Here is a 25,670-nt window from a genome sequence, read left to right on the forward strand (position 1 = left end):
TATGACTACGCAAACCGCTAGCCGTTACACGGCAGAATATTCGAAAATCGAAACGACGTTACCCGGCGGGTCGCTGCCGTGGCTGCGCGCATTGCGCAGTGATGCGCTGAAGCAATTTTCCGGGTGCGGTTTTCCGTCGCTACGGGAAGAAGAATGGCGCTATACGAACGTTTCCGGCATCGAAAAAAATTTGTTCGAACCGCGTCTTGAACCGAGTGACAATCAAATCGACAAAGATTGGCTCGAAAATTATCGTTTGGCCGATTGCTGGCAAATCGTGCTGGTCGACGGTTATTACTCGGCTGAATTTTCCGTTCTGGCAGGGCTTCCGGAAAACGTTACGATAAAAAGCCTAAAAGAATCGCTCGAAGCCGGTGACGGGCAAATCGAGCCTTATTTAGGCAAAGCGGTTGGTATCGATGAGCACAGTTTCGTCGCATTCAATACGGCGTGGTTTACAGATGGTGCATACATACGCATACCAGCGAAGACCGTTTTGGACAAACCCGTGCAGTTGCTGCATGTTGTCACCGATCCGAATCGCTTGGCGGCGACGCGCAATCTCGTGATTGCCGAATCGATGGCACAGGCCCAAGTCATCGAAACCTACGTCGGCGTCGATCAAGCCTATCTGTCGGCAGCGGTTACCGAAGTATTCGTCGAGCCGAACGCTGATTTGACGATGATCAAACTGCAATGCGAATCGGAAAAAGCCTATCATTTCGGCGGTACTTACGTGAAACAAGCCCGTGACGCGCGTTTCAATCATCACAATTTCGCCTTCGGAAGCCTATTGGCGAGAAGCGACATTCACAGCGATTTGAGCCATGGCAGTGAATGCCATTTGAACGGCTTGTATCTGGGTGTCAAACGGCAGCATCTCGACAATCATACGCGCATCAATCATCTCGAGCCTTACGGCATCAGCCGCGAACTTTATAAAGGCGTTCTGGACGGCAGGGCGCGCGGCGTGTTTCAAGGCCGGGTCGTGGTCGCCGAGGATGCACAAAAAACCGATTCGGAAATGAACAACCGAAATTTATTGCTTTCGAACGATGCCGAAGCCGACACCAAGCCGCAATTGGAAATCTATGCCGACGATGTCAAATGTGCGCATGGCGTGACGGTTGGACAACTCGACGAAAAATCGGTGTTTTATCTGCAATCGCGCTGTGTCGACGAGGAAACCGCTCGCAATATGCTGACGTTTGCGTTTGCGAACGAGATGGTTACTAAGATAACGCAAAAAAGCCTACACGATCTGGTGCTCGCGGAAGTGCTGAAACGATTTCCGCAGCAGGGGATTATGCAAGATTGGTTGTAACCGGTATTGGCCGTTGATTCATCCACAGGGAACACAGAGCATTTGTAGCCATGCCTCTGTGAACTCGGTGTTCTTTGTGGTTTTATTGTTTTGAAGAGATAAATGATAAAAGCCTAAAGCAGCCTGAGTTCGGGTTAAGAAACTCAGCCAGTATCAGGCCTCGCTTCCAGAAGACGCCGTGAATAGCTTGAGCACAGCATCCATGCTGCGCACACTTCTTCCAGCGAGGCCTGATACTGACTTGACCATCTGGAATATATGCTTTTTATATTTCGAACTCAGGTTAAATTATGTCGCCGATATCGATTGTGATTTCTGGGAGTTCGGACAAGGCGATCGAATCACCGGACGTCAATGTTCGCTTCTCGGCATAAAGATCGCCGGCCGGCTTTCGGTAAATTTCGACCCTGGCCTCGTTGAGGTTGACTAGCCAGTACTCGGGAATTCGGTGCATGGCATAAAGATGCATTTTTTGATTGCGGTCGAATTCGAGCGACGAATCGGCGACTTCGATCAGCAATAACACATCGGCGGCGACAGGATGACGGGTCGAGTAAAAGTCCAGGTTCGGTTTCAAGAGCATGAAGTCGGGTTCCGGTTCGGACAGATCGCCGAGTCGCAAAGGATTTTGCGCATTCATGATAGCCTTTCCGGCTACGTGAATGGCAAAGAAATTCATTAGCCGGATGACATGACCTGCATGATTGCAGCCTATCGGGGACATTTCCAAGATTTCTCCGTTGATCAATTCGAGACGGCTGTCGGGCGGGAAAATGCCGGCTTCGCCCAATCTGCGCCATTCGTCGATATCGGTCAGATGTTTTCGAGGATTTGCGATCGCCATAATTGAAACCGGTTGATTTTAAAAAAGATGTCATTATTCAGCATAAGTCATGTATGAGAAGGTGCCAGGCATTGGTTTATAAGGCTGTCTGCAACAGGACGTTGCAGTCAGAGCTTACAGGGATGTATTCACGCGTCCTTAGAAATCAATGCCTGACACCAACCTACCGCATGCGCTGAATAGTGACAAAAAGATAAAATATAAAGAATATACGCCAAACAAGCAAACCATGACTCAATTTCCTATCGATAAAATACGCAACGATTTTCCGATTCTGAACGAGAAAATCCGTAATAAACCGCTGGTCTATCTTGACAATGCAGCCTCCAGCCAGAAACCGAACGTCGTGATCGATTGCATCAGTCATGTCTATCGCCATGATTACGCGAACGTGCATCGCGGCGTGCATACGCTTAGCGTGCGCTCGACCGATAAGTTCGAAGGCGCTCGGGAAAAGATCAAGGATTTCATCAATGCCGGATCGGACAAGGAAATCATTTTCACGAAGGGTACGACCGAATCGATCAATCTGGTCGCGCAAAGTTACGGCAAAGCCAATATCAAAGCCGGCGACGAGATTCTGATCAGCGCAATGGAGCACCATTCCAACATCGTGCCGTGGCAGATGCTGTGCGAACAGACCGGCGCGATACTGAAAGTCGCTCCGATTAATCTTCGCGGCGAACTGATTTTCGACGAATTCATTAAACTGATCGGCGATAAAACCCGCTTGGTTGCGGTCGCGCATATGTCGAATGCGCTGGGTACGATCAATCCGGTTAAACAAATTATTGCCGCCGCTCATGAAAGAAACATTCCGGTATTGCTTGATGGCGCGCAAGCGATACCGCACATGCCAGTCGATGTGCAAGAATTGGATTGTGATTTTTATGCCTTTTCCGGCCATAAGCTATACGGTCCATCCGGCATCGGCGTGTTGTACGGCAAACAAGCCTTGCTCGAAGCGATGCCGCCGTATCAAGGCGGCGGCGATATGATTCGCAGGGTTACGTTCGAAGAAACCGAGTACAATACGCTGCCTTATAAGTTCGAGGCCGGCACACCGAGCATCGCCGACGCAATAGCCCTTGGTGCCGCAATCGATTATCTAAGCGCAATCGGTATGGATGCTATCGCCGCATATGAGGCCGAACTACTCGATTACGCGACCGAACAGGCTAAGAAGATCAAAGGCCTTCGAATCGTCGGCGAAGCAAGCGAAAAAGGCGCGATCCTGTCGTTCGTGCTCAATCATATCCATCCGCACGACATCGGCACGATGCTCGACAGTCTCGGTATTGCGGTTAGAGCAGGACACCATTGCGCGATGCCGGTCATGGACTTTTTCGAAGTGCCCGCAACCGCACGAGCGTCGTTCGCGATATATAATACGAAGCAGGAAATCGATGTATTGATGAACGGCATAGAATCTTTAATAGAGGTATTTGGTTAATGTTTGACGATTTAAGAGATCTTTACCAAGAGGTCATTTTCGACCACAACCGCAATCCGCGTAATTTCAGGATCATCGAGAATGCGGATAGGAAAGTGGACGGTTTCAATCCGCTGTGCGGCGACCGTCTGACGCTGTTTTTGAAAATGAACGGCGATGTGATCGAAGACGCGAGCTTTCAGGGTTCAGGTTGCGCAATTTCGACCGCCTCGGTTTCGTTGATGACCGAAATCGTCAAAGGCAAAACCGAAGCCGAAGCCGAAGCCCTGTTCAAAACTTTTCACGAAATGACGACTGGCAAGGACGAACAAATCAATCTCGAAGCGGTCGGCAAACTGGCCGTGTTAGCTGGCGTCAGAGAGTATCCGGCGCGCGTCAAATGCGCAACGCTGGCTTGGCATACGCTCGATGCCGCGCTCAAAAACGAAAAGCAATCGATTTCGACCGAATAAGCGCCTTTGACTGAGCCACTTTATTTGGGCAAACTCGCGGTGCTTTATGAAGGGCAGGGCAATGCCGATGATTTTAAGCGATTGGCCGAAAGGTTGGGCGTTCCGCTTAGAGTAACGTCCGAACCCAATTTCGATCAGCTTGAATCATTTTATTTGACCTGGCGCGATGGTGTGCTGAAACTGCTCGACTGTGAGCTACTGAAAAAAGGCGGTCTGGCGGTCGACATTGAACCCCGTCCCGGCGAGCAGCGTTCCTGGCCTGCTCCGAAAAACACGCCGCTGGGTCAAGCCTTGGGACGAAAAACGCAGACCGTTGTCGATGCGACGACAGGCTGGGGCCAGGATAGCCTTCATATCTTCAGGATGGGTTATAGTTTGCGCTGCATCGAACGTTCGCCGGTCATGGTTGAGCTATTGCAAGATGCTTTTCGGCGTTTGGGTGAATTGGAGTGGGTCAAAAATCTGTCGCTCGAGTTACCCGAACTGATCGCCGGCAATGCGATTGAAATTCTCGCCGGGCTCGATGAACATCCAGATTGCATCTATATCGACCCGATGTTTCCGCCGAAACGCAAAAAATCGGCGTTGGCGAAAAAATCGATGACGATTTTGCAAGAATTGCTAGGCGATGATCCGGATAAAGATGAATTATTTTCCGCAGCGATGCAGTCAGCAGCGAAGAAGGTGGTTGTCAAGAGTCCCGATTATGCCGAGCCGCTCGGCGGCAAACCGAGTCAGAGTTTTCAGGGAAAACTGTTGCGTTACGATGTATATGTCAAAAATTAAAATCTAGGAGTCATCATGTCCGATTGGATAGATGTCGTCGATCAAGATGCCTTGGCCGATGGCGAACATGTCGTTATCGATGTCGATGGTGCCGACGTCGCAATATTCAAAATAGACGGCGAATTTTTCGCGATCGAGGATGTCTGCACGCATGACGGCGCAGAAATCGCCAGCGGCGAACTCGACGGAGACGAAATCATTTGCCCGAGACACGGCGCTCGGTTTTGCGTCAAAACCGGCGCTGTCAAGTCGCCGCCTGCCTATGAAGACATCCCCTGTTTTCCGTTGCGTATCGAAAACCACCGTATTCAAGTTCGCGATGATCGTTGGGATTAGCCGTTCAGTCGTTTCAGAAATTCCCAATTTGAGGGTAAAAGGGTGTGGAGGATGCCGTCGAGGAACGCCGTGAACCCGTCCATGGGAGCTTGACGGCGGCTAAGCGCCAAGGATGGCGTGAATGTAGATTTTTGCAGGAGCAAAAACCTGCCCCGCCGCCGACATCCTCGCCAAGCATGCTTCACACCCTCAACTCCTTGCATATGTTCAAACGAGGAATTGCTGAAATCGTTTTTCGTTTATGAATGAAACGTGCTAATCGTATATAATCTAATGTTTTTCCATGAGGCTGATTGAGTGCGAGTCAATGTTCGGCCAATGGTCTTTCGGTTTCTTTAGATTATAAATATTCATGCAAGAAATTAATCCTATCAAAAACAAAATCTCCGACCTCAAAAGCCGCGGCGACGCGCTTAGGAGGTATCTTTGACTTCGATATCAAAAGCGAGCGCCTGGTCGAAGTTCTGAAAGAACTCGAAGATCCCGCAATCTGGAACAATCCCGAACAGGCCCAAGCCATGGGCAAGGAAAGGGTGGAACTGGAAAAAGTCGTCGATACGATCAACGAGTTGGATAGCGGCCTTGCCGACGCCGAAGAACTGCTGATGATGGCGGTCGAAGAAGGCGACGAAGAAACCGTTGATACGGTTGCGAGCGACCTCGATCAACTTGAGACTAAAGTCGCCGAACTGGAGTTTCGGCGCATGTTCTCCGGTGAAATGGACGCGAACAATGCCTTTCTCGATATCCAGTCTGGTTCCGGCGGTACCGAGGCACAAGATTGGGCATCAATGATCGAGCGCATGTATTTGCGCTGGGGCGAAGCGAAAGGTTTTAAGACCGAACTGATCGAAGAATCGCCCGGCGATGTCGCCGGCATCAAAAGCGCAACGATCAAATTCGAAGGCGAATACGCCTTCGGTTGGCTGCGTACCGAAACCGGCGTGCATCGATTGGTTAGAAAATCGCCTTTCGATTCCGGCAACCGCCGTCATACCTCATTTGCATCGGTGTTCGTATCGCCCGAAATCGACGACGATATCGATATCGAAATCAATCCGGCCGATTTGCGCATCGACGTCTATCGAGCCAGCGGGGCGGGCGGTCAGCACGTCAATCGGACCGAGTCTGCGGTGCGAATTACGCATGGGCCGAGCGGCATCGTCGTGCAATGTCAAAGCGACCGTTCGCAGCACAAGAACAAAGATACTGCAATGAAACAGCTCAAGGCCAAGTTATATGAAATGGAAATCATGAAACGCAGCGAACAACAGCAGGCGCTCGAAGATTCCAAATCCGATATCGGCTGGGGCAGTCAAATTCGATCTTATGTCTTGGATCAATCGCGCATCAAGGATTTGCGTACGAACGTCGAAACCGGCAATACTCAAGCAGTACTTGACGGTGATCTGGATCAATTTATCGAAGCGAGTTTAAAAAGCGGGCTATAAGTTTAAAGACTAAAACTCACATCGAGAAATTCACCATATTAAGGAGAGATGCAATCAAAAAGAAAGTGGCTCTCTCCATTGGTGCCCCCCGAGTATCCCCTTACTTAATACCGACTTTTTTAAAATTTAAAATCTTATATAAGACCATAAAATCATGTCCGAACTTTTGCAAGACGAACAAGAACAAATTAGACAACGCCGCGGTAAATTAACTGAAATCCGCGAACGCGGGATAGCTTTCCCGACCGACTTTAGGCGCAATGTCGTGGTCGGCGAATTGCTGGCCGAATACGGCGAAAAGTCGAAAGAAGAACTCGAAGCCGAACCTATTCGCGTCAAGGTCGCCGGACGCATGATGACTCGCCGTATCATGGGCAAGGCGAGTTTCTGTCATATTCAAGACATGTCGGGCCAAATGCAGCTTTATGTCGCGCGCGACCATCTGCCGGAAGGCTTTTATAACGAGCAGTTCAAGAAATGGGACATCGGCGACATCATCGGTGCCGAGGGAGTGTTGTTCAAGACCAATGTCGGCGAATTGAGCATCAAGGTCGACGATATTCGTTTATTGACCAAAGCGCTTAGGCCGTTGCCTGAAAAATTTCACGGCATCGCCGATCAGGAAATCAAATATCGCCAGCGTTATTTGGATTTGATCATGAGCGAGCAATCGCGTAAGACTTTCCTGATCCGTTCGAAAATCGTCACGTACATTCGAGATTTCTTGGTAGCGAGACAATTTCTCGAGGTCGAAACGCCAATGATGCAGGCGATTCCCGGCGGTGCGACCGCGCGTCCGTTTAAGACGCATCACAATGCCTTGGACATGGAGCTGTTTTTACGGATTGCACCGGAATTGTATCTGAAACGGCTGATCGTCGGCGGTTTCGAACGTGTCTTCGAAATTAATCGCAATTTTCGTAACGAAGGCCTGTCGACACGGCACAATCCGGAATTTACGATGCTCGAATTCTATCAGGCCTATGCCGAGTATCACGATTTGATGGATTTGACCGAAGAAATGGTACGCGGCATCGCGCTCGAAGTGCTCGGCCAAACGCTAATTACTTACCAAGGCGAACAATACGACTTCGGCAAACCGTTCGATCGCATGACCGTGGTCGAATCGATTTTGCATTTCAATTCGGGTTTGACGGCCGACGATTTGGCGACGCGCGAAGCGGCGGAGAAGGTGGCCGAAAATTTGAAAATCCCGATCAAGGACAGTTACGGTCTCGGAAAGATTCAGATCGAGATATTCGAAAAAACCGTCGAACACAGGTTGATGAATCCGACCTTTATTACTGCGTATCCGGTTGAAGTATCGCCATTGGCCAGACGTAACGATGACGACCCGCATGTGACCGACCGTTTCGAGTTTTTTGTCGGCGGCAGAGAAATCGCGAACGGTTTCACCGAGTTGAACGACGCCGAGGATCAGGCCGAACGCTTCCGCAAACAAGTCGAGGAAAAAGAAGCCGGCGACGACGAAGCGATGCATTACGATGCCGACTATGTCACGGCATTGGAACACGGCATGCCGCCGACGGCGGGCGAGGGCATAGGTATCGATCGTCTGGTGATGCTGTTTACCGACGCGCCGTCGATTCGAGATGTATTGTTGTTCCCGCATCTTCGGCCTAAGAACTAAGCATGTAATCCAGTGCCTATGTGTTTATGCTAATCGCTGCGTTTGTCTAAGCCAATCTACCGTGGCTTAACGAACGTTTTCTGGGCGTTTTCCTATCCGGAAAAATGCCTGGTGGCGCTGGTTGGAATGGCTGATTCTGTATGGATTAATCGGTTTGCTCGCTGTCTTTTTGGAATATCGTCAAAACGGCGTGATACATCGTCAAGACTGGGAGTTTTATGAGACGACCTTGTCGCTATTCGTTGTATTCGCGCTGCCTGGTTTCATTTATCATTACGACTTGAAAAGGACTTTATCGAGCAAAAAGGAAATGTAATAGACAAAACGGTTAGACCGAGGAGTCCATCATGAATCAACCGGCTTTACGCGAGGCGACTTACGAAGACTTGTTCGATCTGCCCGAACATATCATCGGCGAAATCATTAACGGGCAGTTAATGACTCAACCGCGTCCGGCGCCGAGGCATGCATTGGCCGCTTCGGTGATCAGCGACCAGTATATCAGTCCTTATCATCGAGGTAGAGGAGGGCCTGGCGGCTGGTGGATATTGTTCGAACCAGAATTGCATTTGGGTCGAAATATTCTGGTTCCGGATTTAGCCGGTTGGCGGCGAGAACGCATGCCGCAACTACCCGAAGAGGCTTATTTCAGTATTGCTCCCGACTGGATTTGCGAAGTGATTTCGCCCGGCACTTCGCGCATCGATCGCGCCGTCAAGATGCCGACTTATGCGGCATGCGAGGTCTCGTGGCTTTGGCTGGTCGATCCGGGGCCAAAAACCCTTGAAATCTATCGTTTGCTGGAAGGACATTGGTTGCTTGAGCATACCTGGCAAAATGACGATACAGTCAAGGCGCCGCCTTTTGATGCAGTTGAACTGGCCCTGGCGGACTTGTGGGCTCCTTGATGGTCACTCGCGGGCTTTCGTATGAATAAAAAACTTCTTATCGGCGCAACGCTATACACTTTGTTTGTCGTTTATGGCAGCTTGGTTCCGCTCGATTACCGACCAATGCCTTTCGACGTTGCGCTGGAAAAGTTCCGAAATATTCGTTATCTCAATCTGGGCATAGAATCGCGTGCGGACTGGGTTGCGAATATTTTGCTTTACATACCGCTGGCTTACTTGTGGGCAGCTGGTTTTGGCGGCCAATTTCGCGGATACACCAGACTACTGGTTGCTGTGCCGGTTTTGCTGTTTTGTTGGGTTTTGGCTGTTTCGGTCGAATTTGCTCAGTTATTTTTCCCTCCCCGTACCGTTTCAATCAATGATTTGATCGCCGAGGCCATGGGCTCGGCCATGGGCGTAGGACTTTGGTTATTTTCAGGCGATTATTTTCGACGTTTATCCCGTCATCTTTCGCTTGGTAATTTTCTATCGATCAAAGCGGCAATTATTTTCTATATCGCCTTCTATTTTGCCTTAAGTTTTTTTCCGTTCGATTTTGTTATTTCCCATCAAGAGCTTGACACTCGGCTGACTTCCAGAAGTCACAGTCTTTTTATGTCCATCGATACCTGTCGCGCCGATGGTATTCGCTGTTTAGTCAAACTCGGGGCAGAAATAGTCGTATTGATTCCGTTAGGAGTTTTACTCTGTTTATTGCCTTATATTTCTCACCCCAAACTGGTTTGCATCTTGACCGGTTTTTTTATCGGATTGTTTGTCGAAACCGGTCAATTATTTCTGGCGTCTGGTGTGTCGCAAGGTATTTCGGTTCTGACGCGCATGACAGGCCTGGGGCTAGGCGCGGTCGTGTTTGCCTTTTTTTCTAAACATGACAAAGACTATTGGATCGCTTGGTTAAAGCCCACGATGTTAACGCTTCTGCCAGTCCATGTCTTTTTGGTAGCCGCGCTGAACGGCTGGACAGGCGGGAATTGGATCGGTCTTGAAAAGGCGTTTGAAAAACTCGAAACGATTCGGTTTTTACCGTTTTACTATTTCTATTACACGACCGAATCCTTGGCCATGGTGAGCTTGCTCAGCAACATCGGCATGTATTTTCCGATTGGCTTGGCTTTTTGGTTATGGAACTATGCAGACTCCAAACCCGATCGCTTTCACTGGTGTTTAGTCGGATTAACTGCCGCTGTTTTTGCCACATTGATAGAAACCGGCAAGTTGTTTTTAGCACCTAAGCATCCCGATCCGACCGATGTTTTGATCGCATTTGCTTCGGCGGCATTGGTCTATGAATTGCTGAATCATGCGATGCGCTGGTTTGCTGACGGTACGATCAAGCAGGGAAGGGGCTTATCGATCGCCGAAGCATTTCACGATCACGATAATCCTATTTCGGAAGATAATCCGATTCGATCATCGACAACCGTCAAACCGGAAGAAATCGATAAACGTTGGCGCTTATTCTCGGGAATTCTTGCGCTGATTATTGGTTGGGCTTTATTGAATTATCCGTTCGGCGCACCATTTCTATCGGCATTATTAATTGCTTACGCTGTTTTACTGTTTCGTTATCCTCATGCCTGGCTATTCCTCTTACCGGCAATGCTACCGGTTCTAGACTTTGCCCCTTGGACCGGTCGGTTCTTTTTTGACGAGTTCGATCTGGTCGTCATGACAACCCTTGCGGTTTATTATTGGCAAAAATCGAGCATTCGATCAAGCCGACAGTTTTCCGGAACAGTTAAGTTATGTTTAGGATTATTTGCATTAATTTATCTAATTAGCGTATACAGAGGCTTATTTCCACTACAAGACATCGATATCAACGCCTTTTCAAATTACTACAGCCGCTATAATAGTTTACGAGTAGGCAAGGGGGTCATTTGGGCCTTCTTTTTGTTACCGCTGTTAAAACAGACATTGCAGCAATACCCAAAGGCAAAACAGTATTTCGGTTACGGAGCGTTGTTGGGATTGATTGGCGTCATTGGCGTTTCGATTTGGGAGCGCTTTTTGTTTTCCGGTTTGTTCAATTTCGAAAGCGATTATCGCATCACCGCAATGTTTTCAACCATGCATACCGGTGGTGGGCATATTGATGCCTATCTAGTCTTGGCATTACCTTTTATTGCAATGTTGTTTCTGTACTCGCCTCGCAGATTGATGGGCGGAATGGCTGGCTTTGGAATTTTTGCTGCCGGCCTTTATGTCTTAATGGTGACCTTTTCCCGAGGCCCTTATCTGGCTTTTGCGGTAGCGTTTATCGTTTTTTTGATCAGTCTATTATTTGCCGTTAACGCGAAGCATTTGCGTACTAACAGAAAATCAATACCGCTGTTGAGTGTGGTATTACTCGTTCCGGTAATGGCTATTCCGGTCTTTCAAGGCGGATTTATACAAGAGCGCTTCAAGCGTATCGATCAAGACCTGGATGTTCGCCTGCAGCATTGGCAAGCTATTCTCGACATGAGAGATGACGATGTTATGACAACCTTATTTGGAATGGGCGTTGGCAGTTACCCAAGAACCTATTTTTGGTGGCATAGAGGCATCGGTATGCCGGCCACCTACAAGATACAAAGCGATGACGGAAATCGTTATTTGCGTTTAGGGTCAGGTGGGGCGCTTTATTTAGACCAACGGGTCGCGATAGAGCCCGACACTGAATATCGTTTGTCCGCGGATTTACGTTCGGAGTCGGGGCGAGGGGCGATTACCTTACCCATCTGTGAAAAATCGTTATTATATTCGTTTCGTTGCGTCTGGAGTACCTTACGAATCGATTCCGAGCCGGGTACATGGAGCCGGGCGGAAAAAATCTTAAATACAAAATATGTAGGATCCAGTTTGGGTAAAACAGCTGGAGAATTATCGAGACGTCCGGTTAAATTGGGTGTTTACAATAATAGCCAAGGCAATGTCATTGACATCGATAATATCAGCTTGATTGATTCTAACGATAAAAATCTGCTTAGCAATGGTGACTTTTCCGAAGGTACCGATTATTGGTTTTTTACGATCGATAATCATCAAGCCCTCAATATCGACAATTTTTGGGTGCATCTATTATTCGATCTAGGCTGGTTTGGTACCACTGCATTTATAATCTTACTGATTTATGTTTGTTATCGACAGCTTAAAGCGCTTAGCAAAGGTGACTACTATGCAGCGATCTTACTCTCATCGATTTCGGGATTTGTTGTTGTCGGTACGGTTGGTAGCCCATTCGAAGCGCCTCGACTCAGTTTATTGTTTTTCCTGATCGTGTTTTTTGCATTGAGCGAAAACAAAAAATTACCATTACGCAAGCGAACCCCGGAATTCCAGCAATCCCCAATTTGAGGATAAAAAAGGGTGCGGGGTGTGCTTGGCGGGGATGTCAGGGGCAGCGTAGATTTTTGCTCCTGCAAAATCTGCATTCACGCCGTCCTTGGCGTTCGAGCCGCTGTCAAGCCCCATGGATGGGTTTACGGCGTTCATGACAGGCATACCCCGCATCCTGAATACGGCGAAATTTCTCAAACTGGGAATTGCTGCCGGAATTCGTTAAGTCGTCATTAAGTTAATCCTTGGAAAATGTAACCCGGTCTTAGCTTAACGGTTATGACTACGGCTACGGATACTTTAACCGTTATACGCGTTACTTTTTTTCAGGAGATTCAACAATGATGAAATTGATAGCAATAATCATCACGGGTTTGGTTTTTTCAACATCGGCCTTGGCTTCAGGCGGACACCATCATCCAGGCCGAGGTAAAGGTTATAGCAAACATTATTACCAACCGAAGCATAGAGCTAAACGATACCGGCCTGTCGAACGCGTTTATTATCGCGAAGAGGTTCATTACTATCCGCAAAGAGTCACTGTTTACGAGACAGTGCCTCGTTATATACCGGAACCCGCTTATGTACCGGCTCCGCGCTATAGCCGCTATGACCAAAGATCCACGCAAGGACTGGTAGGCGGCGCCGTGGGTAGCATGTTAGGTTATGAAGTTGGAAGAGGCGATCCGATTGCATCGGGAATCGGCGCGGCGGCCGGCTCATTGCTCGGCAACGAATTGGGCCGTAGATAACGATTGCAATTTTTTCGTTGCGAATTGCTATAAGTCAGGCATAGAATGCCGGTTTTTAACCTTCTCGATAACAGGTATTTTATATGTCAGAGTCAATTTGGTTTAGAACCGGCGAAGCCACCGTATTTTCCAGTGAAGGGCAAGGCACGGATGCCATGCCTGAAATTCTTATCGGTAGCGTTCGAGGGCCGGCTGGTCACGCATTTGCTAACCTGATGGGGCAAACCGAAGGGCATACCCGTATGTTCGCCATACGAGCCTGTAACCAACAAGTCCGGCCAGCCACTATTATGGTGCCTAAAGTCACGATAAAATCGACCGACTATGTGAATCTATTCGGCGGTCCCGTGCAATCGGCAGTCGCCGATGCAGTACTGGACAGTGTAATCAATGGCGTGATCCCGGCCGATCAGGCCAATGAAATTTGCATCATTGCAATGATTTGGATTGCGCCGGAATGCGCAACTAATTCGGATCTCGACCGCAAGGATTTATATCGAACCAATTACGAAGCAATGAAGTTGGCCATTCAGCGTGCGATGACACAATCGCCAAGCATCGAGGAATTGATTGCGAACCGCCATAAAATCGCACATGAGATGTACGATCCGGAAACCGGCGAGTCACAATGGTAGTTAGTTTCTATTAGGTTCTCGCGTCATAAAAGGTATTTAACCACCAAGGGAATATTTGGGTTCTTGGTGGTTAATTTTCACTATCAATCACTGAATCTTAGCAAGTATTCAATAATGATCCATAGAAAAGCGATGGCAATTATTATTAGATTCTCATAATTGTTTTTCTTCAGATCAGTCAATAATTTATCTTTTGATACCAATTTTGATTTTCTAGACTCAATTTTAAGGCTCCATTGCTTTTTTTGGTCGAGTTTACGCGTGTCATTTACGTCTATATTATAAATCAATGTCCGACACCTTAAATCTAGAAACGGATTAATGATTGGGGATACACTCGTAATTTTCCGGATGCCAAGAAGCCCGAAACTGGAAGAACTATTACAGCGCATAATGTATATTATGTTAAATATTGGCGATATAGGATTGTCGCTTGTAATAATCTTTATCAATTAACCCCTCCATCATTTGATATTCACAGAATAGTAACTAAACTTTGATTTCTTTTTTACAGCTCACTTTAAGACCTAAGGCGCTTCCCATTTGAAGTCAAACGAATCGAATAAAAATCTACGACGAAAGCAATTTGGATTTTTAGTGTTGCTCTTTGTTTTGATGTCGCAGGTTTTATCCGCTCCCACACCAAGCATTTACCCTGTCGTCAACAGCGCATTAACGCAAAACTCTGTTAGCCGAAACGGATTGAGTGCTATTTTTAGAATGCGGCTTCGTCAATGGCAAGACGGGTCACCCATCACTGTTTTTGTATTGCGTGACAACAATCCTCTCCATCAGCAATTTTGCAAACAAGTGTTAAATGTGTTTCCACATCAGATGCGTCGAAGCTGGAACAAGCTGGTATTTAGCGGGACCGGCCAGGCCCCCGTTACCGTTGCCAGCAAGGATGAAATGGTTGATAAAATCGCATCTACACCTGGCGCAATCGGATATTTAAGCGATGAAGACATCACTGAAGATATCAAAATCCTGATCATTAAATAAGGCCTTTTCCAGTCATGCGTCATACGTCGACTTTAAACTGTTTTTTTAAATTGCATAACTACGGAATCGTAATAGTTTTATGCTGCCTGTTTACAAACGCTCAAGCCTTCGAAAGCGATTGGTTACCTCAGAACCTTCAGATTCACGGTTTTTTATCCCAAGGATTTATTCATACTTCCGATAATAATTTTTTTGGTAAAACTGACGACTCGATATCAACCGACTTTAGAGAACTCGGTATCAATGCCTCTTATAGAATTTTGCCGGAATTACAAGTCGCCATGCAGGTAGTTTGGCGTGATGCGGGTAAAACAGACGATAGCAATGTCCGAATCGATTACGGACTAGCCAGCTATAATTTGTATTCGTCGGAAAATTCATTATTAACACTCAGGGGTGGCAGGGTCCCTACTCCGCTGGGTTTATACAACGACACCCGCGACGTTGCTTCGACTCGGCCTAGTATATTGTTACCCCAATCGATTTATTTCGATGTCAATAGAAATTTGGCGTTATCAGCCGATGGCGGCTATATCTACGGAGAGCATAGAACCGACTATGGCGATTTTTCGTTGAATTTCGGTGTAGTTATGCCCCGATTGGACGATCCTGATTTCAAGAATGTTATTGTAGGCCCCGACCCTGGAAAAATGGAAGGCGATATTTCCTGGGTATTGCGTACCGGTTATGAATGGGAAAACGGCTTAGTCAAGTTGGCCGTCACCTATGCCGACTTTAATGGCGATTATAAACCGTCCTCCGGCGCTCTTTTACAGCCTGGTTCTTGGCGATTCAATCCATTGATTTTATCCGCTCAATACAATGCCGAAAAATGGTCGCTTACCGGCGAATATGCCATACGCCGAGCTCAATTAAGAAATTTCGGGGCTATTCCGGATACTCAATTTACCGGCCAAAGTTTTTATATACAAGGCACTTATAGACTAACTTCTTCTCTGGAAGCGTTAGTGCGTTATGACGACTTAATTTGGGATATGGATGATAGAAAAGGTTTGAAACTCGCGCAAGCCGCACCCGGAATTACCAATCATTCTAGGTTTGCTCAGGATTGGACTTTTGGTTTACGTTATGAAATATTGCCGGCATTAAATTTTAGTGCCGAATACCACCGAATTAATGGAACCGGCTGGCTATCCAACTTGGAAAACCCCCAAGGAACAACACAGCATTGGGACATGTATACTATTATGATGTCTTACGATTTCTAATTTACTTATGGAATTCAAGAAACGGCATCGGCTTGCCTATTCCGTAACCTTGGGCATAATCGACACCCAGTGTTGCCAGTTTTTCGAAAATAGCGTCATTTTCAACGAATTCGGCAATCGTTTTTAAGCCCATTCCTTGACCTACACTGTTAATGGCGTTGACAAATAATTGATCATCCAGGCTTGAATTAATATTTTTTACAAATGACCCGTCTATTTTTAAATATTCAACCGGCAGTTGTCTTAAATAGCTCATCGATGAAAAGCCCACGCCGAAATCGTCCAAAGCAAAACTTCCGCCTATGCTGTTTATTTTATTTATAAATTCATGGGCGGACTGTAGGTTGGTTACGGCTTGCGTTTCGGTGACTTCAAAAATAAATTTATGTGCATCGAGCCCATATGAACGCAGCAATTTATCGATTTTTGAAAATGCATCGACATTTGAAAGTGTCTCCCCGGACAAATTAATTGACAACCTAATATCGACGCCTTGCTCTATCAATTCAACCTGCTTCATAAAAGCGAGTTCGACAACGCACATATCAAGTTGAAAAATCAGTCCCGTTTGTTCGGCAACTTCGATGAACATACCTGGCGGAATTATTTCACCGTTGCTTCCAAGCATCCTCAATAGACATTCGTAATGAGATATACTCTTATTACGAATATGCATGATCGGTTGGTAATATAGCTTGAATTGCCGATCGTTCAGTGCCTGTTCAATTTTGGCTTTCCAATTAACCTTCGTTTTGATTTCGCTCCGATGAATATCTTCGTTATTTGCGAGTCGCCACCCTCCCCGGCCGGATTCTTTGGCTTTATACATCGCAACATCGGCAGTAGCCAAAAGGTCTTGAGCAGAACAATTAGGCTCTGGAAACATTAACAAGCCTGCACTAACCGAGACCCGGTGCTGTTGATTGTTGTCCGTTATCGATACCGAGGTCATTCCGGTACAAATTTTTTGCACTAAATCTTCAGCTGCTTGTTGGCTAATTTCAGGAGCCATTACGATAAATTCATCGCCTCCAAAGCGAGCGATAACATCGGTATCGCGAGTGAAGCTTCGTAGTTTTTCGGCCACTTTAACTAGTAGTTCGTCACCGACTTGATGGCCGCTGCTATCGTTAACGTATTTAAATTGATCGACATCGAAAAATATCAAAGCAGAACTATGATGATAGCGAGTCGCCATATTGATAGCATGCTCGAACTCTTTTTCGAATTTTCGGCGGTTATATAGACCTGTCAACGGGTCGTGTTCGGCTAACCAAGTCAATTGTTTTTCGGATTTGCGTCTATCGGTTAAATCCAACCCGACAATGAGAACTTCAGGATCGGCATCGATACCTAGCTCTTTGAGCACTAATGGCGATAAAAACCATGAGATATAGAGTTGAGCACCGTCGGCGGAATAAATCGGACATTCGTATTGAAAGGTATTGTTATGCTTATCCGGTAGTTGTGTTATTGAACTTTCAATCATTCCTCTATGTTCTTCAGTAGGAATAAATTCGACAAAATCTGTATTTAATAATTCGGCTTCCGTATATTGAAGCAAATGTTGCGCATACAGATTGACCGATTTAATACGCCCCACGCTATCGACCGTCATAATAATGACTTGAGCCGAATTAAGAATATTGTCAATAAAATTCTTTTCAATTTGCAGTTCCAAAGCCTGCTCGGAAAGGCGTTGGGTGCGTAAATTAACTTCATCATCCAATTGCTTAAGGGTTGAAATCAGTTGATGTGAGGCAGACTCTAAAACATCGATTTCATCTTTAAAGAAACTGTGTTTTTTCGAATGAAGTAATAATTTAGCCACTAAGTCGTATTGTTTTTTTGCGATCAACGGCAATAATACAATTAGTCTTTTTAATTTTTGTGTCGGTCCAATCAATAATAGTAACAATACTCCACCTGACAACAATAAACTAAGCAATCCATTAATTGCATAGAGAGCGGTTGCTTTTTTGATTTCATCTAAGCCCCGACTAATATCTTCAATAATCAAAAGTATTGTGTTGTTGTTTCCGTTAAATGGAAAAGGAATTACTTCATAAGTCCTACTCTCAAATATAAAAATCTCCGGATGAAGGGGTATTCCATCGGGGTATTGCCGACTAAAGGCGTTAAGTAATCCGATATTCCGTTCTGAATCCGTTAAAGCCACTATATTTGCTTGCCATGGCTGAATAGAAAGTAATTCTTTTTTTGGATTTGTAAATTCATGAGGTAACGTTAAGATGCTAATCCCGGAACCGGTCAAGTCTCTCATCTTTAAAACAGTATCGGCAAGATCGATACCAAAAATAAATACGCCTATAAAACTTCCGTGATGTAAAAACGGCGTAGCATGAAAATGAACGCAGCGCTCCTCACACAAAATATTATCGAACGGTGATTCGTGGGTAATTACATAATCCAACCATTCTGAAAACTGCCCTTGATATAGCGTGTTCCCCCAAGAGCCAACTAACTTTTCATCCGAGCTAAACAGAAATGCCGATTCAATATCCGATTCGACTTCAATTTTAAACCAATTGTTATCGATAAAATGGTTAATGACCTCCAATGCGTTTTTAGGGCTGGTTTTGTCATCGATAAATGCCGGAATCAACCAACCGATATCGACCCTGTCGTTCTTGATGCCTTCCAAAATACCTTTAAATGCTTGTCGATAAAAGCGATGAACACGAGATCTTTCTTGCTGGTAATTCTGGTTCAATGAAAATTGTCCGAACAAAACAATCGCGCCGGACGCTAATGCGGTTGCAAAGCCGACAGCGAGTATTGTTTTCCAAACCAGACTGAGAGACGGCTGTTTATTTTTTTTAACAGTTCGCATGTAGTAAATGAAAGTGCGTCGAGCTTAAGATCGAATTAGTTCCGATCTGATGGTATCGAAAAGAATTCGATATTCCGGCGATAAATTTTGATACGAATGTTCAGGAAAAATACAAAATGGCGCACGTAGACCAAAATATTCAATGGATTGACCAATCTGTTTCAATTCGATCCCAAATCGGACTAACAATTTGGCTAAGCGAGGCTCCATTAACGCTACTCCATAATCGAGTTTTTGCTCCAGCATTAATTCGATTGCTGCAAATGCTAAACACATCGGCATATAGTTAATAGGATATCTTCTATTTTCCAAATCGACTTGATTATCGATTTGATTGGCAGAGTAATCGATATCGGCCGGTCTTCGCCTGAATGATGGCAGAATAGCCATTCTTGAAATCTCCCCGGTTTTTCCTGATCTAAGTGTTGTCAACCCTAGCTTGGAAAAGTCGAACTGATGCTTGTAATGCTTCTCAACAGGCAATTTCATATCAGACGACTCATTGACAATAATGAGCCTTACATTTCCAATTGGAAGATGATTTTTTTTCAATATCAGAAGACTATGTATCGCATCATTGTCCCATTCATCAAACTCCAGTTCATTGGAAACTGAATCGGCAGATATCATTTTTTGGTCCTCATAATACACACGATATCTAAGGTTATATGCTTGTCTTTTTAAATCCGGCGTCAAAGCTTTTTGGGTACAAAAATATTTCGAATAATGATCTATCAAACTCAAATTGGAATTCATAAATGACTCCCTGTCTTAATTGAAGTTTTTGACTAGACTTAAAGCATAGTTGAAAGCCATTATTTATCCAGGAGTCTAGTAAATCAATGAACAGTTTTCATGGGGTAGTGAACAGTTTATATCTACAAAAAGCCGCAGAAATTTTCTTGCCTATCAAACAGCTCACCTATGAGCGAATGCATATTATTCCTGGCGCTACTCTACTTGATGTAGGTTGCGGTCCTGGAATCGATGTTAATGCGCTATCTAAACTGACAGGGGCCACTGGAGAGGTAATCGGGATTGATCATGATCTCGATATGTTGAAAAATGCGGCGCAATGTTGTGAAAGCAATCTGAGGAATAAAAAAATTGAATTCATACAAGGGACTGCAAACAAACTACCCTTCAAAGATCGTTATTTTGATGCATGCCGGAGCGAAAGGCTTTTTATGCATCTCAATTATCCCGAGCGGGCATTATTCGAAATGCATAGAGTGACGAAAAGAGGAGGTATCGTTGTGGTTGCCGATACCGATTGGAGCAGTTTATCCATTGATACCGAACATCCGGAAACCGAACAAATTCTTTCGAATTATCGAATCACTCAGGTGCTGAATAATGGATATTCCGGCCGAAATTTACATCGCTTGTTCAAGCAGACTGGCTTTACAAACACATCTGTAGAGGTTATGCCAATTTGTCTAACCGATTATAATTTGTTTAATTTTCTTTCTATGCAGCAGAGTGTGGAAGATCAAGCTTTAGCTAGCCAAAGCATCAAAGAGTCAACGTTAAAACATTGGCGCGAAAATCTAAAAAAGTTTTCTGATAACAATTGTTTTTATTGTTGCGTTAATATTGTAATAGTTTCAGGCGAAAAATCCTGTTAAAGACATGAGGTATCATTGTATACCTTTCGCACTTCAAATTTCAGCATTGCCTTAGGAGGCGCCGGGGTGCTCGCCAGCACGGAGCTGGAATAGAGCTTACATGACGAACGTACTGCGTCCTTTGACGGACAACCCCGAACCCGGTGCCGAATTTTTATCACGATGGATATAAATTGAAAAGCCGCTTGAAATTCTCGTTGCTTTGCTGAGCAATCGTCTCAAATGTTGTGTTTCTCAATTTTGCTATAAACTCTGCCACATGACGAACATAAATCGGATAATTAGGCCGTCCGCGAAAAGGAACCGGAGCTAGGTAAGGCGAGTCGGTTTCAATCAAATATCGATCCACCGGAATTTTTTGCGCTACTTCTTGTATTGCTTTGGCATTATTGAACGTTACAATTCCAGAAAAAGAAATGTAGAAATTCAACTCGAGCGCACGAAGCGCAAATTCCCAGTCTTCGGTAAAACAATGGATGATACCGCCGATCGAATCGGCACCTTCTTCTTGCAAAATACGTAAAGTGTCTTCTCGAGCCTCTCGCGTATGGACGATTAACGGCTTGTTTAAACTCTTCGCCGCCGCGATATGCCGTCTAAATCGCTGATGTTGCCAAGATAAGTCCCCTTCACTTCTAAAATAATCTAATCCGGTTTCACCGATGCCGATGACTTTTTCGGCTTGGCCGAGCGTGATTAATTCATCAGTTGTCGGTTCCTTTCCGTCATGTGCATTGGGATGCACGCCGACCGTCAAGGAGATCTGGGGATAAGGAGCTACTAGTTCGCACATCGAAGGATAAGCTTCAAGATCGATGCTGATGCACAGCATGTGCTCAATTTGTTGTTTCGATACTTCTTCCATGAAGCAAGAAAAATCATCTTGATAAGGAGTAAGATCGATACGATCTAAATGGCAGTGTGAGTCGATTAGCATTGGGTAAAACTGATGTTATGGATTGAGTCTAATTGGAAAAATTGGAACGTGGATTTCGTGAAAAATAATTTCCTGTAGTTATGAGCTTTGTAGCGGGTTCGGTTACTCGCTTGACCGAACACCGCGAATACATCCGTGGCTTGAAGGCGGCGACTGATTGCCAAAGATGGCATGAATACAGATTTTGTAGTAGCAAAAATCTGCCCTGCCGACGACACCTGTCAATCGGTTCCGAACCTGCCTGCCTTAACATTAAAAATAGGAAAGTTATTTATGACCGAATCCTAAGGCCCGACAAAACCAAACCGTCACATTGTATGGGTGGCTCGATCCGATTCCAGCGCACCGGCTAAATAGGTTTCTATTTTATTACGTGCCATACCGCCATCCTGGTCGCTGAACTGAACGCCGATACCGGTAGTACGATACCCTTCCGAACCGGCTGGTGTTTTCCAAATGATTTTACCGGCAATCGGCAATCGCTCCGTTTCTTCCATTAAATTCAACAGCATAAAAACTTCCTGCCCCATTTCGTATTCGCGATTTGTCGGAATAAACAATCCGCCATTGGTAATGAAGGGCATATAAGCGGCATATAATGCGTTTTTATCTTTAATCGACAAGGATAATATTCCTTGTCTGGGCGATGATGATTCAGACATGCTTTTTCCTATTTTTCGTTAAGCTGCGCCCACTCGATTAATAGCTCATCGAATAATAATTGCTTATTGAGTTGGGTATCGATGCGGTTTCGACTGGTAAGCATAAGATCGTAGACGCTATACAAACGAGATAATTCTAAAGTTTGCGCGGATTTGTGCAAGTCTTCGAATAAATCACGGTTAATCAGTCTTTCGGCAGGTAAATGAAAGCAACATTTAATTAAATCCGTAACCCATCCCGTTATCCAAGTCAACAATAGGGCTGGATCCAGTTTAACCCATTGTTCCGAGACAATATACGGATGAGTGCGCAAAGCGGCGATGTCGAGCCATTGATCGAAACATTTTCGACGTAATTCAAGGGTATTGTTACTCGCATAATCCAAGGCCAACAAGGGCGAGCCTTTCGATACGCTTAACAATAATTCACTATCTTTTTTTATTCCTTGGTCGAACAGCCACTGTTTAACACGTTCCGGATCGGGTTTCGAAAAATAGACCTTTTGACATCGACTCATCAAAGTAGCCGGAAGTCGGCTTGGTTTATCCGTGATGAGTAACAGAACGGTTCGTTCGCTCGGTTCTTCAAGAAATTTCAAAAAAGCATTAACCGCTGAGATATTTAATTGATCGGCCGGTTCAACTATGACGACACGATTTGCTTCATATTGCGGTTTTAATGATAACACCGAGAGGATGTGTCTGATTTGATCGACCTTGATAGCTTTACCGGGCTCCTCCGGATTCAATCTGATATAGTCAGGATGAGTTTGTGCGTTGACTAACTGACAGCTATGACATTGCCCGCAAGGTAGTCCGTTAGTATCTGTTTGAGAGCAAAGCAAGGAATGTGCGAAACGCTCCGCCAACCGGCTTTTGCCTATGCCTTTATTTCCGGCAAACAATACGGCTTGAGGTATGCGTTGACCGGTGATGTAGCGGACAAGATGCTGCCAGTCCGCTTCCTGCCAAGGCAATAGATCAGGAGTGATGGTCATTAAAAACAAACGGGTGCAAAAAACGTGTTATTTCGCTTTGTACATCGATAAGTGCTTGGTCGGATTTAATAACTTTGATACGTTCTGGTTGCAATTTAGCCTGCAATAAATAAGCACGCCTGACTTGTTCGAAAAAAGCTAACGTCTCGGATTCGATGCGGTCTAACGAACTGCGATGACGAGCGCGCTTGAGCCCTATTTCGACCGGCGCATCGAATAAAAAGGTTAAATCAGGCCGTAGATTGCCTTGAACGAAATTTTCCAGCCACTGAATCGCTTGAGCGCTCATATTGCGCCCCCCGCCCTGATAGGCGTAGGTTGCATCGGTAAAGCGGTCGCATATTACCCAGGAACCGGCATGTAAGGCCGGCTCGATTACCTGTTTGAGATGTTGAGCGCGGGCTGCGAACAACAATAACAATTCCGCTTGATCGGTGAAGACTTCGTCGGATGACTCTAATAGTAAGGTTCGAATATGTTCAGCGAGTCGGGTCCCTCCGGGCTCACGAGTGAGAATCACTGGAATTCCGTGTAAGCTGAGATAATCCTTTAAAAAACTCATATTGGTGGTTTTACCGACCCCTTCTCCACCTTCAAGCGTTATGAATTTTCCTTTAATCATCATTGTTTTAATTGATAAGTGGTTACAGCCTTGTTGTGTTCGTCAAGATTGGCGGAAAAAGCATGCGTGCCATCTCCCTTAGAAACAAAATAGAGGCTCTCCCCTGCCTCAGGATGAAGAACCGCATGTATCGAGGCTTTTCCGGGCATCGCGATCGGCGTCGGCGGTAACCCGCTAATGACATAGGTATTGTATGGAGTATGCGTCAACAGGTCTTTTTTGCGAATATTGCCTTGATAATCCTCGCCCATGCCGTAAATAACGGTTGGATCGGTTTGCAGTAACATGCCTTTTTCAAGCCTGCGAATAAATACGCCGGCAATGATCGGACGTTCCTCGGGAACGCTCGTTTCTTTTTCGACAATCGATGCCAGTATCAATGCTTGATATGGAGACTCAAACGGAAGATTATCCTGTTTTTGCTGCCACTCCTGATCCAGGATACTCAGCATGCGATCGTGGGCCCTTTTTAATAAAGCCAGATCGGTCGTGTTTTTGTCAAAGAAATACGTATCGGGAAAAAAAAGGCCTTCGGGATGAGCGTAATCGGAATTTAAATAACTGAGTAAGGATTCGCTATCCGATTTATCTAGTGTTTTTTGAATATTAGGATGGTTATTGATCTGCTCAAGAAACTGATTGAAATTCCACCCTTCCGGAAAGGTAATGGCATATTGCCTGCTTTTTCCGGATGCGAATAACGAAAGAATATCAAAAGCGGTAGCGCCTTGAGCGATTTCATAGTCTCCGGCTTTTAAACGACCTGCGGATTGTGTTTGCAGGGCTAATAATTTTAACCATATCGGTTTAACCGCTAATTCTTGTTCCTTAAGTTTTTCAGTAATACGTCCGAACGAATCGCCTTTGTTGATTTCAATATAAACCGGCTTGTCGGCTAAAGGCGTAGCCACGAAGTGCTGGTAATCGATCCATAGCCAGCCGAGTAAAAAGCTGGTTAATACAATCGAAATACCCACGAGTTTATTCAGCATGCTTGGAGCCATTTTTTCTTGTATTGTTCTAGCCAGTCCGTTATTTCGCGGGTTACAGGGCCGACAGCAAATGGCTTGCCATCAATTTGGGTGATCGGCCATAAACCGATGATCGAATTACAAACAAATATTTCATCCGCGTTTAATAATTCGCCGATACTGAAATAACGTTTCGACAAGACTAACGCATTTGATTCTGCGAGTTCCAAGATAATTTCGCGCATAATGCCGGCTACGCCGGAGCTAATAATCTCGGAGGTATGGAGTTGTCGGTTAATGACATAAAATAAATTAGTCATCGTTCCTTCTATAACGTTCCCATCGGCATCGAGCATCAAACCTTCATGAATGTTAGCATCGTTCCATTCGGCGCGAGCTAAAATCTGTTCGAGGCGATTGAGATGTTTAATGCCGGCAAGTGCCGGATTTAGTCCTAAACGGGTAGAACAAACCCTGGCAGTAATGCCATTGCGAGTATAATTGTCGGGATAATCAGGAAATGGATAAACGCTAATAACTCGAGTCGGTTCGATTCTGTCCGGTTGTCGATAACCTCGCCCACCCGTTCCGCGCGTTACGATAATTTTTAACACGCCCCGGACGACATCTTTAGCTGCACTCTCGGCTTCCGCGACTAAATTTTCGGTATCTTCTAAAGGGATCTGTAAACGCCGGCAACCTTCCTTTAGTCTGCGGATATGTCTGTCGAAAAAAACCAGCCGGCCTTTATTGATTTCAATCGTTTCAAATAAACCGTCGCCATATTGAAATCCGCGATCCGAAACATCGATGGTGCTCCCCATCGCACCATTGATTAAAGACACCGGAGC

General features: G+C 45.6%; 24 protein-coding genes. 15 read left to right on the forward strand and 9 right to left on the reverse strand.

Annotated elements, in window-relative coordinates; genetic code table 11:
• The first annotated feature begins 1 nt into the window (after position 1).
• A complete protein-coding gene (gene sufD / locus EQU24_RS10245; protein WP_017839596.1) occupies positions 2-1,324 on the forward strand; it encodes a Fe-S cluster assembly protein SufD in 1,323 nt (440 codons plus the stop codon).
• Positions 1,325-1,607: 283 nt separating this feature from the next.
• Here the strand turns inward: sufD and EQU24_RS10250 are convergent, their stop codons facing one another.
• Positions 1,608-2,168, reverse strand: coding sequence for a Uma2 family endonuclease (locus EQU24_RS10250; protein ID WP_017839595.1), 561 nt, complete (start codon positions 2,166-2,168; stop codon positions 1,608-1,610).
• Positions 2,169-2,397: 229 nt separating this feature from the next.
• Here EQU24_RS10250 and EQU24_RS10255 point away from each other — a divergent pair, with 229 nt between their 5' ends.
• From EQU24_RS10255 to EQU24_RS10315, 13 genes are all read left to right on the forward strand, one after another.
• A complete protein-coding gene (locus EQU24_RS10255) occupies positions 2,398-3,621 on the forward strand; it encodes a cysteine desulfurase (protein WP_026130040.1) in 1,224 nt (407 codons plus the stop codon).
• Positions 3,621-4,073 (forward strand): Fe-S cluster assembly sulfur transfer protein SufU, encoded by a 453-nt coding sequence (gene sufU, locus EQU24_RS10260; protein WP_014148483.1) that lies wholly within the window; start codon positions 3,621-3,623, stop codon positions 4,071-4,073. The genes EQU24_RS10255 and sufU overlap by 1 nt, the downstream gene beginning before the upstream one ends.
• Positions 4,074-4,079: 6 nt before the next feature.
• Positions 4,080-4,859 carry a class I SAM-dependent methyltransferase gene (locus tag EQU24_RS10265; protein ID WP_017839593.1) on the forward strand — a complete coding sequence of 260 codons (780 nt, stop codon included), beginning with the start codon at positions 4,080-4,082 and terminating at the stop codon, positions 4,857-4,859.
• A gap of 15 nt (positions 4,860-4,874) precedes the next feature.
• On the forward strand, positions 4,875-5,195 hold the full coding sequence (locus EQU24_RS10270; protein ID WP_014148485.1) for a non-heme iron oxygenase ferredoxin subunit: 321 nt from the start codon (positions 4,875-4,877) through the stop codon (positions 5,193-5,195).
• Between the two features lie 352 nt (positions 5,196-5,547).
• Positions 5,548-6,646 (forward strand): peptide chain release factor 2 gene (prfB, locus tag EQU24_RS10275; protein ID WP_138767145.1). Its coding sequence is split into 2 segments (ribosomal slippage): positions 5,548-5,622 and positions 5,624-6,646, totalling 1,098 coding nucleotides; the frame shifts between segments, so codons are not numbered across the junction.
• 154 nt (positions 6,647-6,800) lie between these two features.
• Positions 6,801-8,297 carry a lysine--tRNA ligase gene (gene lysS / locus EQU24_RS10280; protein WP_017839592.1) on the forward strand — a complete coding sequence of 499 codons (1,497 nt, stop codon included), beginning with the start codon at positions 6,801-6,803 and terminating at the stop codon, positions 8,295-8,297.
• Positions 8,298-8,418: 121 nt separating this feature from the next.
• Positions 8,419-8,613 (forward strand): DUF2818 family protein, encoded by a 195-nt coding sequence (locus EQU24_RS10285; RefSeq protein WP_017839591.1) that lies wholly within the window; start codon positions 8,419-8,421, stop codon positions 8,611-8,613.
• Between the two features lie 31 nt (positions 8,614-8,644).
• Positions 8,645-9,205, forward strand: a complete 561-nt coding sequence (locus tag EQU24_RS10290) for a Uma2 family endonuclease (RefSeq protein ID WP_017839590.1) — start codon at positions 8,645-8,647, stop codon at positions 9,203-9,205.
• 21 nt (positions 9,206-9,226) lie between these two features.
• On the forward strand, positions 9,227-12,547 hold the full coding sequence (locus tag EQU24_RS10295; protein ID WP_017839589.1) for a VanZ family protein: 3,321 nt from the start codon (positions 9,227-9,229) through the stop codon (positions 12,545-12,547).
• A 323-nt stretch (positions 12,548-12,870) separates the two neighbouring features.
• Complete coding sequence (locus EQU24_RS10300) at positions 12,871-13,281, forward strand: hypothetical protein (RefSeq protein WP_017839588.1); 411 nt, start codon at positions 12,871-12,873, stop codon at positions 13,279-13,281.
• Positions 13,282-13,364: 83 nt separating this feature from the next.
• Entirely contained in the window at positions 13,365-13,916 is a 552-nt protein-coding gene (fae, locus tag EQU24_RS10305; RefSeq protein ID WP_017839587.1) for a formaldehyde-activating enzyme, read from the forward strand.
• A 543-nt stretch (positions 13,917-14,459) separates the two neighbouring features.
• The gene (locus tag EQU24_RS10310; RefSeq protein WP_235726382.1) at positions 14,460-14,918 is read left to right on the forward strand and encodes a substrate-binding domain-containing protein; all 459 of its coding nucleotides are present in this window, start codon (positions 14,460-14,462) and stop codon (positions 14,916-14,918) included.
• A 14-nt stretch (positions 14,919-14,932) separates the two neighbouring features.
• Complete coding sequence (locus EQU24_RS10315; RefSeq protein ID WP_017839584.1) at positions 14,933-16,147, forward strand: porin family protein; 1,215 nt, start codon at positions 14,933-14,935, stop codon at positions 16,145-16,147.
• A 1-nt stretch (position 16,148) separates the two neighbouring features.
• On the opposite strand, the gene EQU24_RS10320 is transcribed toward EQU24_RS10315, so the two are convergent.
• The gene (locus tag EQU24_RS10320; protein WP_017839583.1) at positions 16,149-19,001 is read right to left on the reverse strand and encodes a bifunctional diguanylate cyclase/phosphodiesterase; all 2,853 of its coding nucleotides are present in this window, start codon (positions 18,999-19,001) and stop codon (positions 16,149-16,151) included.
• Between the two features lie 24 nt (positions 19,002-19,025).
• Positions 19,026-19,757: a PEP-CTERM/exosortase system-associated acyltransferase gene (locus EQU24_RS10325; protein WP_017839582.1), complete on the reverse strand. Its 732-nt coding sequence runs from the start codon at positions 19,755-19,757 to the stop codon at positions 19,026-19,028.
• A gap of 86 nt (positions 19,758-19,843) precedes the next feature.
• Here EQU24_RS10325 and EQU24_RS10330 point away from each other — a divergent pair, with 86 nt between their 5' ends.
• Entirely contained in the window at positions 19,844-20,629 is a 786-nt protein-coding gene (locus EQU24_RS10330; protein ID WP_017839581.1) for a methyltransferase domain-containing protein, read from the forward strand.
• Between the two features lie 157 nt (positions 20,630-20,786).
• On the opposite strand, the gene EQU24_RS10335 is transcribed toward EQU24_RS10330, so the two are convergent.
• The 6 genes from EQU24_RS10335 to pabC all read right to left on the reverse strand — a co-directional run bounded on the left by EQU24_RS10335 (position 20,787) and on the right by pabC (position 25,664).
• Positions 20,787-21,566 carry a TatD family hydrolase gene (locus EQU24_RS10335; RefSeq protein WP_026130037.1) on the reverse strand — a complete coding sequence of 260 codons (780 nt, stop codon included), beginning with the start codon at positions 21,564-21,566 and terminating at the stop codon, positions 20,787-20,789.
• Between the two features lie 308 nt (positions 21,567-21,874).
• Positions 21,875-22,228 (reverse strand): PilZ domain-containing protein, encoded by a 354-nt coding sequence (locus EQU24_RS10340; protein ID WP_014148498.1) that lies wholly within the window; start codon positions 22,226-22,228, stop codon positions 21,875-21,877.
• Between the two features lie 8 nt (positions 22,229-22,236).
• On the reverse strand, positions 22,237-23,226 hold the full coding sequence (locus EQU24_RS10345) for a DNA polymerase III subunit delta' (protein ID WP_017839579.1): 990 nt from the start codon (positions 23,224-23,226) through the stop codon (positions 22,237-22,239).
• Positions 23,210-23,848, reverse strand: coding sequence for a dTMP kinase (gene tmk / locus EQU24_RS10350; RefSeq protein WP_026130036.1), 639 nt, complete (start codon positions 23,846-23,848; stop codon positions 23,210-23,212). The genes EQU24_RS10345 and tmk overlap by 17 nt, the downstream gene beginning before the upstream one ends.
• Positions 23,848-24,840 carry an endolytic transglycosylase MltG gene (gene mltG / locus EQU24_RS10355; protein ID WP_017839577.1) on the reverse strand — a complete coding sequence of 331 codons (993 nt, stop codon included), beginning with the start codon at positions 24,838-24,840 and terminating at the stop codon, positions 23,848-23,850. Before mltG ends, tmk begins: the two co-directional genes overlap by 1 nt.
• Positions 24,834-25,664 carry an aminodeoxychorismate lyase gene (gene pabC, locus EQU24_RS10360; protein ID WP_026130035.1) on the reverse strand — a complete coding sequence of 277 codons (831 nt, stop codon included), beginning with the start codon at positions 25,662-25,664 and terminating at the stop codon, positions 24,834-24,836. Before pabC ends, mltG begins: the two co-directional genes overlap by 7 nt.
• Between the last annotated feature and the right edge of the window lie 6 nt (positions 25,665-25,670).

The organism is Methylotuvimicrobium buryatense (genome assembly GCF_005931095.1).
GTDB lineage: Bacteria > Pseudomonadota > Gammaproteobacteria > Methylococcales > Methylomonadaceae > Methylotuvimicrobium > Methylotuvimicrobium buryatense.

Coding starts and splice junctions, on each gene's coding strand:
- sufD (WP_017839596.1), top strand. CDS start 2: ATGACTACGCAAACCGCTAGCCGTTACACGGCAGAATATTCGAAAATC.
- EQU24_RS10250 (WP_017839595.1), bottom strand. CDS start 2,168: ATGGCGATCGCAAATCCTCGAAAACATCTGACCGATATCGACGAATGG.
- EQU24_RS10255 (WP_026130040.1), top strand. CDS start 2,398: ATGACTCAATTTCCTATCGATAAAATACGCAACGATTTTCCGATTCTG.
- sufU (WP_014148483.1), top strand. CDS start 3,621: ATGTTTGACGATTTAAGAGATCTTTACCAAGAGGTCATTTTCGACCAC.
- EQU24_RS10270 (WP_014148485.1), top strand. CDS start 4,875: ATGTCCGATTGGATAGATGTCGTCGATCAAGATGCCTTGGCCGATGGC.
- lysS (WP_017839592.1), top strand. CDS start 6,801: ATGTCCGAACTTTTGCAAGACGAACAAGAACAAATTAGACAACGCCGC.
- EQU24_RS10290 (WP_017839590.1), top strand. CDS start 8,645: ATGAATCAACCGGCTTTACGCGAGGCGACTTACGAAGACTTGTTCGAT.
- EQU24_RS10295 (WP_017839589.1), top strand. CDS start 9,227: ATGAATAAAAAACTTCTTATCGGCGCAACGCTATACACTTTGTTTGTC.
- EQU24_RS10300 (WP_017839588.1), top strand. CDS start 12,871: ATGATGAAATTGATAGCAATAATCATCACGGGTTTGGTTTTTTCAACA.
- fae (WP_017839587.1), top strand. CDS start 13,365: ATGTCAGAGTCAATTTGGTTTAGAACCGGCGAAGCCACCGTATTTTCC.
- EQU24_RS10315 (WP_017839584.1), top strand. CDS start 14,933: ATGCGTCATACGTCGACTTTAAACTGTTTTTTTAAATTGCATAACTAC.
- EQU24_RS10320 (WP_017839583.1), bottom strand. CDS start 19,001: ATGCGAACTGTTAAAAAAAATAAACAGCCGTCTCTCAGTCTGGTTTGG.
- EQU24_RS10325 (WP_017839582.1), bottom strand. CDS start 19,757: ATGAATTCCAATTTGAGTTTGATAGATCATTATTCGAAATATTTTTGT.
- EQU24_RS10330 (WP_017839581.1), top strand. CDS start 19,844: ATGAACAGTTTTCATGGGGTAGTGAACAGTTTATATCTACAAAAAGCC.
- EQU24_RS10335 (WP_026130037.1), bottom strand. CDS start 21,566: ATGCTAATCGACTCACACTGCCATTTAGATCGTATCGATCTTACTCCT.
- EQU24_RS10340 (WP_014148498.1), bottom strand. CDS start 22,228: ATGTCTGAATCATCATCGCCCAGACAAGGAATATTATCCTTGTCGATT.
- EQU24_RS10345 (WP_017839579.1), bottom strand. CDS start 23,226: ATGACCATCACTCCTGATCTATTGCCTTGGCAGGAAGCGGACTGGCAG.
- tmk (WP_026130036.1), bottom strand. CDS start 23,848: ATGATTAAAGGAAAATTCATAACGCTTGAAGGTGGAGAAGGGGTCGGT.
- mltG (WP_017839577.1), bottom strand. CDS start 24,840: ATGCTGAATAAACTCGTGGGTATTTCGATTGTATTAACCAGCTTTTTA.